The organism is Taylorella asinigenitalis ATCC 700933 (genome assembly GCF_000687755.1).
GTDB classification, from domain to species: Bacteria; Pseudomonadota; Gammaproteobacteria; order Burkholderiales; family Burkholderiaceae_B; genus Taylorella; species Taylorella asinigenitalis.
The window spans coordinates 1-15,930 of the sequence record NZ_JHXN01000005.1 but is presented as its reverse complement, the minus strand read 5'-3'; the positions used below and the strand labels follow the sequence as shown (position 1 = coordinate 15,930).

Annotated in this window: 12 protein-coding genes and 1 pseudogene; 12 read left to right on the top strand and 1 reads right to left on the bottom strand. The window is 40.0% G+C overall.

Annotation, left to right across the window (positions count from 1 at the left end; translation table 11 throughout):
• The first annotated feature begins 1 nt into the window (after nt 1).
• From tagF to T432_RS0103945, 10 genes are all read left to right on the top strand, one after another.
• Nucleotides 2-724 carry a type VI secretion system-associated protein TagF gene (gene tagF / locus T432_RS0103990; protein WP_014110779.1) on the top strand — a complete coding sequence of 241 codons (723 nt, stop codon included), beginning with the start codon at nt 2-4 and terminating at the stop codon, nt 722-724.
• A gap of 5 nt (nt 725-729) precedes the next feature.
• Complete coding sequence (locus tag T432_RS0103985; RefSeq protein WP_028884278.1) at nt 730-3,582, top strand: hypothetical protein; 2,853 nt, start codon at nt 730-732, stop codon at nt 3,580-3,582.
• A gap of 89 nt (nt 3,583-3,671) precedes the next feature.
• A complete protein-coding gene (gene tssA / locus T432_RS0103980) occupies nt 3,672-4,739 on the top strand; it encodes a type VI secretion system protein TssA (protein ID WP_028884277.1) in 1,068 nt (355 codons plus the stop codon).
• Nucleotides 4,740-4,776: 37 nt separating this feature from the next.
• Nucleotides 4,777-5,310: a type VI secretion system contractile sheath small subunit gene (gene tssB / locus T432_RS0103975; RefSeq protein ID WP_014110782.1), complete on the top strand. Its 534-nt coding sequence runs from the start codon at nt 4,777-4,779 to the stop codon at nt 5,308-5,310.
• Nucleotides 5,311-5,318: 8 nt separating this feature from the next.
• On the top strand, nt 5,319-6,812 hold the full coding sequence (gene tssC, locus T432_RS0103970) for a type VI secretion system contractile sheath large subunit (protein WP_014110783.1): 1,494 nt from the start codon (nt 5,319-5,321) through the stop codon (nt 6,810-6,812).
• A gap of 68 nt (nt 6,813-6,880) precedes the next feature.
• A complete protein-coding gene (locus T432_RS0103965) occupies nt 6,881-7,366 on the top strand; it encodes an Hcp family type VI secretion system effector (RefSeq protein ID WP_014110784.1) in 486 nt (161 codons plus the stop codon).
• Nucleotides 7,367-7,459: 93 nt separating this feature from the next.
• Nucleotides 7,460-8,293 carry a type VI secretion system accessory protein TagJ gene (locus tag T432_RS0103960; protein ID WP_014110785.1) on the top strand — a complete coding sequence of 278 codons (834 nt, stop codon included), beginning with the start codon at nt 7,460-7,462 and terminating at the stop codon, nt 8,291-8,293.
• Nucleotides 8,294-8,302: 9 nt separating this feature from the next.
• Nucleotides 8,303-8,866, top strand: a complete 564-nt coding sequence (gene tssE, locus T432_RS0103955) for a type VI secretion system baseplate subunit TssE (protein ID WP_014110786.1) — start codon at nt 8,303-8,305, stop codon at nt 8,864-8,866.
• On the top strand, nt 8,866-10,761 hold the full coding sequence (tssF, locus tag T432_RS0103950; RefSeq protein WP_028884276.1) for a type VI secretion system baseplate subunit TssF: 1,896 nt from the start codon (nt 8,866-8,868) through the stop codon (nt 10,759-10,761). The genes tssE and tssF overlap by 1 nt, the downstream gene beginning before the upstream one ends.
• Nucleotides 10,762-10,842: 81 nt before the next feature.
• On the top strand, nt 10,843-11,547 hold the full coding sequence (locus tag T432_RS0103945) for a DUF3540 domain-containing protein (protein WP_014110788.1): 705 nt from the start codon (nt 10,843-10,845) through the stop codon (nt 11,545-11,547).
• A gap of 59 nt (nt 11,548-11,606) precedes the next feature.
• On the opposite strand, the gene T432_RS0103940 is transcribed toward T432_RS0103945, so the two are convergent.
• Nucleotides 11,607-14,078, bottom strand: coding sequence for a TonB-dependent receptor (locus T432_RS0103940; protein WP_028884275.1), 2,472 nt, complete (start codon nt 14,076-14,078; stop codon nt 11,607-11,609).
• Nucleotides 14,079-14,472: 394 nt separating this feature from the next.
• Here T432_RS0103940 and T432_RS0103935 point away from each other — a divergent pair, with 394 nt between their 5' ends.
• On the top strand, nt 14,473-15,060 hold the full coding sequence (locus tag T432_RS0103935) for a hypothetical protein (protein ID WP_014110790.1): 588 nt from the start codon (nt 14,473-14,475) through the stop codon (nt 15,058-15,060).
• Between the two features lie 596 nt (nt 15,061-15,656).
• A pseudogene (locus tag T432_RS08575) lies at nt 15,657-15,930 on the top strand (hypothetical protein); the annotation flags it as partial.

Here is a 15,930-nt window from a genome sequence, read left to right as displayed (position 1 = left end):
AATGGTGACCTCTGAAAATTTATCTCAAGTTTTGGGATGGTATGGAAAGATGCCAGCAAGTGGGGATTTCCTTTATCGAAAATTACCTACAGATATTATGGACTGGTGGCATAAATGGCTTGAGCAGGGTTTAATCTATAGTAAAACTAGGTTTGGAGCAGAAGAGTCGTATTTCCATGCTCCAATTTGGAATTTTGCTATTCCTGCATCTAATGGTTCAAAATACTTTCAATTAGGGGCCATTGCTCCTTCGAGAGATAGAGTGGGCCGTATTTTCCCTCTTTTAATATCTCTGTATCTTCCAGCAGATTTTTACAATGCTCAGTTACTTGATGGGGCTTCATCTTTTTATTGCAAAATAGGCGAAGCTTTAAGACAAGCTGTTTCATACGGTTGCCCAGCTAGTGATTTTGAACATATATTATCTTCCGCAGTGGGTACATTTTCTAGTATGCTTAGTAATTCAAAACAAGTAGCTGCTCCTAAGGTAAATTCTGAAGATATACTTTCTATATTGAATGATGGACATTCAGAGGATACCTTTGTGGATGATTATTCTGATGACAGTTATAATGTTTGGGATGGGCTAAGTGAATTTTTTAACCCAGAAGGTCTGAATAGCTATTGGTGGACTAGTAATATTACTGGTGCTCCATATAAAACCTATATTCATGGCGGTGTTCCAAATAACACTTTATTCAATGTATTATTTCTTCAGGCATAATAACCATGTACTTAAATATACAATTAACAAACGCTCTAAGATCTATTGGTGCAGATTGGGTTCCACTTAGTCAAACTGATTTATGGCATGGTCATATCCAAGCTGAGGATGCTCAGGATTTAGTTGAAGATTTGGCACATGAACTAAAGCCGCTGCATGAACAAAACCGATTTTATGGTGTCTGGACTTTAGATACAATTTTTGAGGATAGTAACGGGCATTTCCACATACTTCCAAACTTTAGTCTAGATATAGTTAAGTCACCAAGCTTACAACAATTGATTTCTCCGTTTTCGGCTTACGAATTAGTAACCGATAACTTCTTGTGGCCTCTTGGACCTCATACAGATGTTTACGGACTTGGTCAGGTAATCAGAACCTTGCTTATGAAGGTACTTCCATCACCTGCTATTAATCGTACTATGCAGGATCAGGAGCCTTTAAGTAACTATCAAGTTCAATATTTTACTCAATCACAATTGCAGGCTATCGACAAAGCTGGAGCTCTTGAAATTCCTGCTAGGTTTGCAAATTTAGATGAGTTTAGCTTAGCTATTGGTACTTCTGGTCAGAATTATTCAAATCAAGTAGAAGGAGTTGATCTTGGTTTGACTGACGAAACTAAGACAGATTCGGAATCAAATAAAGAGGATGAGGCGGCGTTTACATTGCCAGCAGAATTTGATTTTGAAGATGATTCATCTAAAGAGGCTGATTTAGATGAGTTTAAGGCAGTCGAAGCTAAGGAAGACTTAGATCTTGATAGCGATAAATCATTGATAGATTCCGATAAGTCATCTAGCTCGTCTAAAAACGATTCTGTAAAAGGCTTTATTGGCGGATTGTTTAAGGGTAAGTCAGATAAACACAAAGAATTAAGAGCTGAAGATGAACAAAATCGTTTAAAAGAAGAGCAAGAACGCAAAGAGCGCGAGGAACGTGAAGCCCGTGAAGCACGTGAGGCGGAAGAAAAAAGTAAACGCGAAGCCGAAGAGCAAGAACGCAAAGAACGAGAAGAGCGTGAAGCCCGTGAAGCACGTGAGGCGGAAGAAAAACGTAAACGCGAAGAAGAGGAAGAGCGCAAAGCACGTGAGGCTCGATTGGCTAAGGAAGCTGAAGAACGCCGTTTGCGTGAAGATGAGGAGCGTAAGGCACGCGAACTACGCGAAGCTGAAGAAAGACGCAAACGTGAGGAAGAAGAGCGCAAAGCACGTGAGGCACGATTGGCTCAGGAAGCTGAAGAACGCCGTTTGCGTGAAGATGAGGAGCGTAAGGCACGCGAATTACGTGAAGCTGAAGAAAAACGCAAACGTGAGGATGAAGAGCGAAAAGCTCGCGAGGCACGATTGGCTAAGGAGGCTGAAGAGCGTCGCTTGCGTGAAGCCGAGGAGCGTAAAGCACGCGAATTACGTGAAGCTGAAGAAAAACGCAAGCGTGATGAGGAACGTAAAGTTGCCTCATCAGCTGCAGGGGCTGCTCTTGGAGCAGCTGCGGGGTCTTCACTTGCTGCTGGATCTAAGGATGATAATCTTGATTCATTCCTTTCTGGGTTTGATAATCAAAATGCTAGACCACTAGAACCTATCAAATCCGTACCAACTCCGAAAGAAACAACAGCACCAACTAAACCTGAAAAAGAGGATACGCCTGCTTCTTCAAAAGTAGGTGCGACAACTATAGGAGCAACAGAATCTAAAGAAAAAGCTAAGGATAAAAAAGAAAGCAAATCCAAAGCTGCTGCTGTTGCTGCGGCTAGTGCAAAAGATTCAAAAGCAAATCCTCCTGCTCCAGAAGAGCCTTTTGATAGCCTTGCATTTCAATCTGCAAATTCCAAAAAGAAAAAAGGGTCAATATTGCCACTTATTATTATTGCTGCCTTAATTCTTTTAGGTGTTGGGGGCTATATTTTATTCGGCATGGGAGATAAGGAAACTAAATCCCCTGAAGAGAAACCAACAATATCTCAGGTTCAAAAAGAAGAACCTAAGCCTGTAGTTACAGAAAGCAAGCAGGATGATCAACCTACAAGTGGTTCTGAATCTACATCTACTACAGAAGCCACAGAAGCCTCTGGTAATCAAGGCAATACATCAACTGAAGAAACTCCAGAGGATGCATTATCGGCATTGTTTGCAGACACTGAACCTAGTAAAACAACTAGTAATGAAACAGGTGCAACACCTACTAGCGATACAACAGATGCTACTCAAAGCGGTTCTGAGAGCACAGAGGGAGCTACGGATACTACAAATACCACATCAACTCCTACAGCCCCAGAGACTACAGCTCCTGCTAGTGACACAACTGAACCTACGACAAATGCTGATTCTGGTACTCAAGCAAGCACCGCAGATACCAATGTAGCGAATCAAACAACTGAGCCTGCAACGCAGCCTTCAGAGACTACGACGCCTACTGGTTCTCAACAAGATGTGACAGGCGATATGTCTAATCTTGTGGCTAATCCAGATCGTCAATCTGATAGCGAAATTGCTGCACAGCAACTTGCTGAGGAAGAAAAACGTTTGGCCGAGGAGCAAGCTAGATTGAAAGCTCAGGAAGAGGAAGAAAAACGTAAGCAGGCTGAGGAAGCACAAAGACTTCGTGAGCAAGAGAAACGTGTTCAAGAAGCTACACGTCAAAAAATGGCTAAACGCGGTACGCTTTTATTCTCTATTACCCCTTGGGGCAATGTTTCCGTGAACGGCAAAAAATATGGTGCAAGCCCTCCATTTAAATCACTTAACGTATCGCCTGGAAAATATAAAATCACTATTACAAACGGTGATCTACCTCCTGCGGTGTTTAATGTTGATGTTCAGGAAGGTAAGACTACAACAATCCAACATGGATTCTAATACAACAAGCCCTCTATTTTGTTACAAAATTAGAGGGCTTACATTTATTTGTAATTAATCTTTAATCTTTCATTGGTATTATTTCCCACATGATGAATTTTGATGAGTTATTTCCCTCATTCGATAACGATGATTGTGGGTTAAATCTTGAGTATGATTCAGATTTTTTGAATCTAGTTCAAGCCTCACAAGCTAAGCCTGAACAACAGTTCGGAGATGCCGTAATCGAAGCTCAACCCCCTGATTGGGCCAAAGTTGAAAAAATGGCATTGGAATTATGCAAGCGTTCATGTGATGTTCGTGTGTTGCAGGTTCTTACATATGCTTGGACTTTTCAACTTGGTCTAGTTGGTTATGCTCAGGGAGTTAACTTAGTTCATCAAGCTTTGGAGAAGTGTTGGGATGCCGTTAATCCTCCTCTTGTTGAAGAAGATGGTTATGAAGATCCAATGCCTCGCGTTAATGCAATCTCTGCATTAGGTGATGTATCTACTGTTGGTAGGGATATTCGTAATTCTAAGCTTCTTACCGAGAATTACGGGAATCTAACAGTTCGTGAAGCTGAAGCTATATTGGAAGGGAATACTGAAGGATTCCCAGGCGGTAAAAACAGATTATCTGAGATGTTGTCTCAAGCTAATCAAGCTGAAAATCCTATTGTACAGGCCATTCCAGTAGCTTTTAATGCCATGAAAGGCATTGAGGATTTAGTAGTTGAAAAGTTGGGCCATGAGTGGCGTCCAGATTTTCAAACTATTAAGTCTTTATTTGGTTCGTTTGTTCAACTAATTAATTCTGACATTAGTTCAAACGATTCTGATTTAGATTCAGGCGATAGTTCATCTGAATCTTCTCGTGAATCGGATTCTTTAGTTGACTCGGGTTCTGATTCTACAGCTAAGTTTGCCTCTTGGCGTGAAGTTCAGATTAAAACTAGGGCGGATGCGATATTGGCGCTCGAAAAGGCTTGTGCTTATTTTGAAGTTCATGAGCCTAGTCATCCAGCGCCATTTATTATTCGTAGATTACAACAAGCGATACCTCTTAATTTCTTTGATATGCTTAAAAACCTTGCACCGTCAGGTTCTGAGCAGTTTGAACAAACTTGGATACCTCGCACTGAAGAGGAAACAAGTGGTTCATCGGATGAATATTAATCATCATTAAATTATTTAGCTTATTTTCGGAGATACTATGGGCTCAAGAAGCAAAAGTGGTCAAAAATTTATTGCACGCAACCGTGCACCACGCGTACAAATCGAGTATGACGTAGAGATTTACGGTGCTGAGCGTAAAATCCAACTTCCATTTGTTATGGCAGTTATGTCTGATTTGACTGGTAAATCAACTGTTGAGCAAGCCGATATTAATGAGCGTAAATTTAGTGAAATCGATGTAGATAATTTTGATGATCGCATGAAAGCTATCGCTCCTCGCGTTGATATTTCTGTTCCTAATACTCTTACAGGTGAAGGCAGAATGTATGTTGACTTAACTTTCAACAGTATGGACGACTTTAACCCAGCAAATATTGCAAGAAACGTTGAGCCATTAGCAAAATTATTAGAAGCTAGAACTGAGCTTTCTAATCTATTAACTTATATGGACGGTAAGTCTGGTGCAGAACAATTAATTAATAAAGTTCTTGAAAATCCAGCTTTACTTAAATCATTAGCAGCTGCGCCAAACAAATCTTCATCTGATGAAGCGCAACAAGATCAAGAGTAGGGGAACTTATGGCTACTGAAGCTTTAAAACAAGGTCAAGAGAAAGGTACTCTAGAGGTTGAAGGTTTATCTTCACTTCTTAAAAAAGAATTTAAACCTAAGACTGAAGAAGCACAAAGTGCAGTTGAAAGTGCCGTTAAAACTCTTGCAGAGCAAGCACTTTCTTCAGCTGTTACCATCTCTTCAGATTCATATATCACTATTCAAAATATTATTGCTGAGATTGATCGTAAATTATCTCAACAGATTAACGTTATTCTTCATAATGAAGAGTTCCAAAAATTAGAAGGTGCGTGGCGTGGTCTTCACTACTTAGTGTCTAACACAGAAACAGATGAATTATTAAAAATCCGTTTCATGCCAATCACTAAAAAAGAGCTTGGCCGTACACTTAAACGTCATAAAGGTACAGCTTGGGATCAAAGCCCTATTTTCAAACGTATTTATGAAGAAGAGTACGGTCAATTCGGTGGTGAACCAATAGGTTGTATCGTAGGTGACTATCATTTTGATCATAGTCCTCCTGATGTTGAATTGCTTGGTGAGATGGCTAAGATTGCTGCCGCTGCTCACTGCCCATTTATCTCTGGTGCAGACCCATCATTAATGCAGATGGATTCTTGGCAGGAACTTTCTAACCCACGTGATCTAAGCAAAATCTTTACAAATACTGAGTATGCTGCTTGGAGAAGTTTGCGTGAAACTGATGACGCACGTTACTTAGGTTTAACTTTACCTCGTTTCCTAGCTCGTCTGCCATACGGTGCTCGTACAAATCCAGTAGATGAGTTCGATTTTGAAGAAGATACTGAGGGAGCTAACCACAACAATTACACTTGGGCTAACTCTGCATATGCAATGGCTACTAATATTAACCGTTCATTCAAAGAGTATGGTTGGTGTACATCTATCCGTGGTGTAGAGTCAGGAGGTGCTGTAGAAGGCTTGCCTACTCATACTTTCCCAACAGATGATGGTGGCGTTGATATGAAATGCCCTACTGAAATTGCTATCAGTGACCGTCGTGAAGCCGAACTAGCTAAAAATGGATTTATGCCACTAGTTCACCGTAAGAATTCAGACTTTGCTGCATTTATTGGAGCTCAGTCATTACAAAAACCTGCTGAATATGATGACCCAGATGCTACAGCAAATGCTCGTCTAGCAGCTCGTTTACCTTATTTATTTGCATGCTGCCGTTTCGCTCACTACTTAAAATGTATTGTCCGCGATAAAGTGGGTTCATTTACATCACGTAATGAGATGGAAGATTGGTTAAATACTTGGATTATGAATTATGTTGATGGAGATCCAGCTAACTCATCTCAAGAAACTAAAGCACGTAAACCACTTGCAGCTGCTGAAGTGCAAGTTGCGGAAATCGAAGATAATCCTGGCTATTATGCAGCTAAATTCTTCTTGCGTCCGCATTACCAGTTAGAGGGTTTAACCGTTTCATTAAGGTTAGTCTCTAAATTGCCATCTCTTAAAAAGGGTGGCTAATCCGTAGCTATAAGCAATTCTGTTTATAGTATTTTTTAACAATTGACCATTTATATAGGAGAGAAAAAATGGCTGTTGATATGTTTTTGAAAATTTCTAGCGTAGAAGGTGAATCTAAAGATTCTAAACATGCAAAATGGACTGACATCGAATCATTCGCTTGGGGTGCTACTCAACCTGGTTCTATGGCTACTGGCGGTGGCGGCGGTACTGGTAAAGCTAGCTTCAACGACCTTCATGTTATTTGCCGCATCGACCGTGCTGCACCTACAGTAATGAAACATTGTGCTACTGGTAAACACTTAGACAAAGTTGAAGTTTCTGTAAACAAAGCAGGTGGCGAACAAGTTGAATACTCTAAAATCACTTTAGAAGACGTTCTTGTTACTTCAGTTCAATACACTGGCGAAAAAGATGGCGACGCTATGATGGTTAGCTACTCTTTCCAAGGTGCTAAAGTTAAACAACAATACTGGGAGCAATCAGAAAAAGGTACTAAAGGTGCTGAATCTGTTGTTGGTTACGACATCAAACAAAATAAAGCTACTGCTTAATTTTTGTAAATCTATTTTAGATTTATCGCATGTCATGTGGGCTAATTCAGCGCAGGTTGGGTTAGCCCCTTTTAATACTCAAGGATTTTAATTATGAATACTGCTGGAATTTTTAAAACTAATTCAATTCAAGACATTATTGAACAAACTAAAGACAAAGTTCGTAAGAATCCTGGGAGTGCTGATTTGCGTGCAAATTTATTTCAGCTCTTATCCTTAAAGGGAGACTGGACTAAGGCTGTAGATAGCCTAAAACTAAGTGCTGAGATGAATTCGCAAGCTCAACCAGTAGCTATGTTATATGTAGCTGCGGTAAATGCTGAGGTTGATCGTCAGAATGTTTTTAAAGGAAATGGTAGACCATCAATTTTCGGTGACGCTGATGAGTGGATGGGTTATTTAATAACTTCTATTGAAGAGCAGGACCCTGCAAAATCTGAGGAATTGCTTGATCAGGCTATGGAATTAGCTCCTGAAGTATCAGGAACTATCACCACAAGAAATGGTGAAGAAATCAAGTTTGAGTGGCTTGCTGACGGTGATAGTAGATTAGGTCCAATGCTTGAATTTTTAAATAACGGTCAGTACGGATGGGTACCGTTTAACGAAATTCAATCCTTAAGAATAATTGAACCTTCTGGTATTTCGGATCTTATCTGGTCTCAAGCAGAACTTGTTTTAAGCAATGGTCGTTCTATTGTTGGAATGGTACCTAATCGCTATCCAGGCGATTATGCAAATCTTGAAGATTCTTTTAATTTAGGGCATAGAACCGAGTGGCAGCCTCTGTATGAAAATTCTGAATCAGAATTTTATAAAGGTGTCGGTCAAAAAACATATATGTCAGATGTTGGTGATCACCCAATTCTAGAAATTGAATCTATTAAATTTAATCCAGTTCAAGTTCAGGATTCAGAAGAAGCCTAATAACAAAATATGGTTACAGCTCATCAAAAAAGAAAAATAGAGGGCTTATCTAAAAGAAGTCATCAAGACTATAAAGATAAACTTCAGCCCGTTTTGCTTGATAAGCTTACAGACGAGCATCCAGAACGTAGAAAAGAACTTCGTGAAACTGCTACGGTTATTAATTACGAGCAGTTAAAAAAATCGGTTCTTAGAGATTTGAGTTGGCTGCTTAATACAGTTAATCTTGAGTCTATTGAGTCTCTTGATGGTTATGATCATGTTAAAAGCTCGACCATTAACTTTGGTGTGTTTCCTGTAGCTGGTCAAAAGATGTCTGAAATTAACCAGTTTGAGATTCAACAGCAAGTTAAGGCAGCCATTATTTATTTTGAGCCTAGAATACTTCCTAATGACCTTGATGTTATCTGCGAACTGGAAGAGTCTGACCTTGAACACTACAATGTATTGTCACTTATAATCAAAGGTAGACTTTGGTGTAACCCTCATCCTATGGAATTTTTCTTACGTACATCCGTAGATTTAGAGTCTGGACATATGGAAATAAAGGATGAAGGTAGGGGATCTGTATAATGGAAAACGATTTTATCGAGTACTATAATCGCGAACTAGCTTACATACGTGAGATGGGGCGTGAGTTCGCAGAACAGTACCCTAAAGTTGCTAGCCGTTTGGGTATGGAAGGTATACAAGTTGCCGATCCATATGTTGAACGCCTTATGGAAGGCTTTAGCTTTCTTACTGCTCGTATTCATAAAAAAATGGATGCTGAGTTTCCTCAGTTTACGCAAAATCTACTAGAAGTTTTATATCCACACTATATTTCGCCAACACCTGCTATAGGTATTATCGACTTTGATATAAATTCTAAGAAAGGTGATTTGGTTAAGGGATATACACTACCTAAAGGTACAGTTTTTAGAGCTCGTACTGGCGGCAAAGAATGTCGGTTCTCCACTGGACACGAGATAACCTTTCACCCTGTTGAAATTGAAGAGGCAGAGATTTCATCATCTATGAGCGATTTGCCTCCAAAATTGCTTAAGAATTTTAGAGGAAGTAAGCAGATTCGCTCTGCCCTTAGAATTCAGATTAAAGTAGTTGGTGGAAGTACGATTTCGGACCTTAAGAATTTTGATAAACTCACATTCTTTTTAAATGGTGAGGAAATCTATACCCACAAACTCCTTGAGATGCTCATGGCACATACTATTGGTATAGTTGCACATGACCATGAAAGACCTATTAGATGGACTAAATTTATCGATGTAAAAAATTTAAAACATGAAGGATTTGAAGCAAATCAGTCATTATTGCCATCAGACAGTAGGGTATTCCAAGGTTATAGACAGTTACATGAATATTTTGCGTTTCCACAAAGGTATTTATTTGCAAGTTTAACTGGAGTGGAGAAAGCGATAGCATTGCCAGAGGACCTTAAGAAACAAAAAATTAAGGCATTTGAACTTACGTTTTTATTCGATAAAGCCGCTCATGAACTCGAGGGTGTGATTACAGCCGAGAATTTGCGTTTGCATAGTGTGCCTGTAATCAATCTATTTCCTATGCAAGCAAATAGAATTAATGTGACTCCAAATGCTCATGAGTTTCACGTTGTAGTAGACCGTGCGAAGCCTCTGGACTACGAAATTTATTCGATAGACAAGGTTACCGTAAATGCTCCAGGTCAAAAAGAAGTTCAAGAATTTAGGCCCTTTTTTGATATCTACGGGGCTAATGGAGATTCTATAAATCAATTTTATTCTTTGCGTCGCGAAGTTAGGAAGCCTTCTTTAAATCAAAGTCAGGTAGCTAAGAGAACTGGCTATCGAGGAAGCGAAGTATTTATCTCAATCGTAGATGTAGGTAATCCTCCGTATAATGAGCAAGAGGTGTTTGGATTAAATATAGAGACTACATGTACAAATAGAGATTTGCCACATATATTCAGTAGTGGTGGGGATGTTGATTTTAGGTTCAATGTGTCGGTCCCTGTAGATAAAGTTCACTTTATTAAGAACCCATCTCGACCACGTGCACCGCTTGGACGTGAGGCCTATTCGTGGCGTCTGATTAATCATTTAAACCTTAACTACTTAAATCTACTGGACTCGGATGAGGAATCAGGTGCAGAAGCTGTTCGTGAGCTTTTGCATATTTATTCTGATCTTGGGGATCCTTTATTGGCTAGGCAGATACAGGGTATTCGTAGCATTAAACTTGAGCCTATTTATAGACGTATGCCAGTGAAAGGTGCTATTGTTTTCGGTAGAGGCGTTAGTATTAAAGTGCTTCTAGACGAAAATGAATTTGCAGGGATTAGTCCATATTTGTTTGGAGCAGTGCTAGAGCAGTTTTTCGCAAGGCACGTATCAATTAATATGCTTACAGAGTTAGAGCTATCAACCTTGCAATCCGGAATCATTGCCACATGGAAACCTAGACTAGGTGGACGGCCCACAGTCTAACTTATTGATTTAATATTAAATTTGTCCAATTGTCATATTTCTTGTACAATTAGCGAATAATCAAATATTTTATCGATTCAAGTGCCACAATCTTTAGATCAGAAAAAAGAAGTTTTCATCGATACATTGCTTCAAAAAAGCGATGAGCTTAATGCATTGCTTTCACGCGAGTCTCGTGGGCTCGATGGAGCATCTGGTGGGTTTGGTCGCGGAACTATCTCTAAGTTCTTAGGCGGCGGTGTCTGTGAGGTGCAGCTTACCAGCGGTGACGTAGTTCAGGCTCAAAAAGCGGCGTTCTGTCATCATACATTAGCTATCGGGGATAAGGTTTTATTGGACCTTAATCTTGAAGATGGGCATTTTATTTTAGGTGTTTTGAAAGCTGTTCACGATCGCAAACTTACACTTGATTTTACGAATGTAGATACCATTAAATCGCATGAGTTGCAGTTTACTGGTCAGAGATTGCGTATTGAAGCTCATGATATGTGGCTAGCAGCTAACAATCATATTAATTTAAATACAAATAATGTTGAGATTGTTTCTGTGACATATGATTTGAAAGCTTCTGATGTGCGCAGTACTTCTAAGAATTTCGATATTAAGGCTCAGTCTACTAAACAAAGTTTTCAACAGTCGCGAAAAGTGGTGCAGGGTACTGATCGTGTTGACGCTCGCAGCATTCAATACACAGCAGATATTTCCGCTAATCTCAACAGTAAGAAGAATGTGACATTGGGCACAGGCACGATTACGCTTGACGGTAAATTGACTGTTGTAAGTTAATATTGAGTGTCGCATATGTCGCTGGCCGCATATGTTGCACGGCCCAAACGACCCAATCCCTAAAACGATACCTTCAAACCAGCCCTTACAGATCTCCCTGGCAATGGTGCTATAAATCTCAATATTGAGTTATGTGGCCTAGCTTCAGTATTTGTCAAATTTCGCACATCAACAAACCACTCCGCCTCAAAATCCTTAGCAATATTATGAGAATAGCTCGCATATGCATCCACCATCGTATAGCCGCCTAATGACACTTCATTGCCAATAGTATTTCGGCCAAGCCGCTTCTGCTCTTTGTATCGCGTAATGCTTGTCGAAAGTTGCCAACCATCCTTTTTCCAATTAAAACTCGCACCATATCGAGAAGTTGGAAGGTTGGGCATGACATTGCCATCCCTAGTGCTGCGTAAATATTCTTGTCTCTGCTTTGGAGTCAGTTTGCTGATATCCTTCACAGACCCCACCGCATACTGAGCCACAGGATGATTCTTCACAATGTCCGCAAACAGCCTCGTCTCAAGCTCCCCCGCATCCCCAAGGTCCCATAAATTCGTCCACTCGAGCTCTAGCCCCGATATCTTCGTATCGCCCTGATGCCACTCACGCTTAGCCATATCACCGTCCTGATTTCCACCAGTGAACCCCGCGTAAATATAATCCCTAAAGTAGGTTTTATAAGCCGTCGCTTTCACGGAGCCGCCCAGCACATTAAGCTCAGCCCCCGCTTCCCAAGTCTCCGCCGTCTCTTTATTCAACCTCGTATCGCCGCTCTCATTCACAAGATTCGCAAAATTTCGATTGTGTGCAAAAAGCTCGTTGACCTCAGGAGCCCTTTGCGAGCGGCTATATTGCACACGCAGACGCAATCTATTAATCGGCTTCAGTGTCAATGCTGCCGTCGTGCTATGCAAATTAAACGTATGCGATCCATTTCTGCGAATATCATATGCGGTCGCGCTGTCCGTTTTCCCAATGGTCGCTGGATTGGCCGTATGATGCACACGCCCGTGACGATACCCTAGCTCCGCCTCCACCTTCTCGAATTGCAGTTTTTCGACAAGAAATATCCCGAAGTTGCTCGTCTCTGTATCGGGCAAAAATTTGTCGTCACCCCTCGCAGAGATATTGCGTTTTCGCATGTCCACGCCAAGAGAGCCCTGCGACCACTCGCTTAAAGAATGATTGAGTTCTACGCGCATTTGGCGAGAATAGCTGTTGAGGCTGCTTGCGAAGACATTGCCAAGGTAAGAATTGTTGTCCGCATCAGTGAACGCCGCTTGCAATTTTATATTGTTCAAATGCTTGGAGTGCGGCCTGTATAGCCCCTCGAACTGCCATCGATCCTGCTTCGATACAATATTAACTGGCAATGCCTCCGCCCCCTCCACCCGAGACACTAGAGTCGCAAATCCTGGCACGCCATACGCATTTTGATATCGGCTGTACGCAAGCCCAACATAGCCATCACGCCCGATATAGCTTGCTCCCACGGATATATTTTGGTTTTCAAGATGGCTATTTGAAAGCACGCCTTTTTGCGTACGAACCTTATCGACAACATCGACCAATTTCTTACCCTTTGCCCCTGGTGGCAATGTTGCGTCGTAATCTGGATTTTTAGTGAAATAATATTTGTTGTAGTTATTGAGCTCAGTTTTGTACAAATCCCCAAGACCAACCTCATATCTATCAATATACTCTTTAGCCGCTTCAGGCCCTTGTTTCAACGCATTCAAATAATACCGATTTATATACTCAAACGACTTCGGCTCAAAATATTCCTCAACCACCAAACGCGTCTGACAGCGCCTTAAAATCTCATCCTCACGCCCGCCTTTTTTATCGAGCAAGAAATCGCCGTCATAACAAATCGCTGCCTTAGAATTACCTGGAATCTTGTATTCATCGATGTGATTATTCATTCCGTCAATATGCCACGCAATATTGCCAGCACGCCCATTTAGAGCAAAAGCCTGTAATCGCGTAGCATTGGGTCCGCCGCTAAATTCCGCCTTCCCTTGAATAGCCTTTTGTGGCAATGCATTCGGAATCAACGATGTATTTACATCTACGGCGCCACCGATAGCATTGCCACCGAAGAGGACGGAAGCGGAAGATTTGCGCACGGTAATCGCCTCCGCAAGAAACGGATTCACTGCCAATGGCATGGTCCCCGCAAACCCCGCCACATCAGAAACGCCCAGCCCATTTTCCGTAACGAACACGCGAGAACCAGTCAAGCTGCGAATCTGCGGCTGCCCATTGTTCGGTCCCATGCTGTTGTTTTGCACGCCGCTCACCTTTTCGATAGTCTGCCCAATCGAGACAGCACGCGAGCGTTTGATCTGGTCGGCCCCCACATCGTCGCCGTTAAGGAGAAATTCGCTATTACCAATTAGCTTTTCTGAGCTTGAGTCTGGCAACGACTCTTCGACTAAAACTGACTGTAACTGTGCTTCCTGAGCGGTTGTGCCAAGTGGCAATGCAAACGCAATACAGGACGCAAGGAGGGAGAACTTATGATTCATATTATTTCAGATAGTAAAAATGCTGTAAGAAAAATTTTCGAAAATTATAGTTTCTCTCCGTTACACAGTAAATAATAAACATGTAACAATTGGGGTGATTGTAGGGGCGAGGCTTGTTACATATTACTGAGTAGTTACAGGTGGGTGGGGTAATGTATTTGGAAGGGGTTGCAGATTTTGCTACTTAACATGATTAAAATGCGGCACGGCTCGACCTTTCATATATTAAATTTAAGCCTAAGTAAAAATAGTAGATAAAGATCTTTCCAGTAACATTTACCTTTCTGTGATTAGGGATTGTAAAGTGAAATGGAACTGACTCTGGATCAAAAAAATTGATGCATGCTAAAGTAACTCCAGATCAAACAAAATTTATAGTTAGATAGGGGTATGAGTGGATTTCTTATTAGAAACGGTTTATGCGGGATTTTATTTTTTTGTAGTCTATGATTGGATCTACTTCTTAACAGGTTACTTGTTTTTTCTTGTTATATTTTGGCGACCTATTATTTATTCCTTCAATAATAAAAAGAAACTTGAAGAGGAATTAGAATTTTCACGTGTTAGCGAGAATATTGAGTTCCCTAGTAAACCAACGAACAAAACTGATGAAGATATCACTGTACGTTCGATTTTTAAATTCTTTTTTCAACCTGAACCTGGTTCTAACCTATTAAATTTAAGTAATATTTTGTTGGTAACTGGAATAATTTTTGTAATACGTTTTCCGCTACAAATTCTATTGTCGGAAGTTAATCCCTATGTATTAAGTAAATTAGGGGTAGAGACTAATGCTCGATTGTTGGCAATAGAAGATAGTGGAACAATAGTAAATGAAAAAAGGTTAAAAGAATACACAATTCAGTTTGTGACAAAAGAAAATAAGATTGTGACCGTCAAACGTCTTGAGGCTTACTTGAATTCAGGAAGTACTATTTACTATCTTGAACATTATCCTAGAGTGGTAGCTGAGAAAAAATAATATTTGCATCGTATTTAGTTTAAGACAATTTCCCGTATTAGCAACGACAATTATATAGTGCTCCTTCTATTAAATTAGAATAGTTTTTTCAGCTTATCGTTCATGCTTGATTAGGATAAGAAAATTCAACAATTTTCACAAATCGTGTTTTTGAGATTGCTCATAACATTTATCAGAACATAATAATGCTACATGACCAAAAAGAAAGCAAAAAGTATTCTTAGAAATAGATAAAAAACATAAAGGCATTATTTGTTATTCGCTCAAATTTTTTATGAGGTCCCAACGACGACGACAGGAGTTGTGAGAGAACCTAATTACGAGAACAGAAAATTTGAAATATAATTTTGAGTATAAAAAAATTTTTCAACTTTATACTACCCCATCTAATTTAGTGATTTTCTTCAACAGTTATTTGAATTCAAAAGACTGATAATACAGGCTTTAATTAAATCCTCATATTCTACAGTGATTCTATGTTAAGGGTATAAACCACAAAATAGTAAGTACTATAACCTTATTATTGTTTAAGTAACTATAAGTTCATAATATTTATTTATATTTATAAAGTTATAAGAATTTTTCTACTATTAATTATGGTATATAAAGGTCTAGATTGTTTTAAGCACTCTGATGATGGATTCTGGAGGGTTAAACTGAATAGTAATCTGGAAGTTTCTGTTCCTTCTTATACAAGGGTTATTCTTGGTGAGATTAAGAATGAGAGGCGATTTTTTTCATTTTACGAAGGGTTATATAAGAATCAGGAAGCTTCAATAAGTTTAAAAAATGGTGACCCATTCATGGGAAGGATGCTTAATTATAGAGAGAATGTTAATTTGGTTTTAAATCTTAACGTTAGTGCTAGTA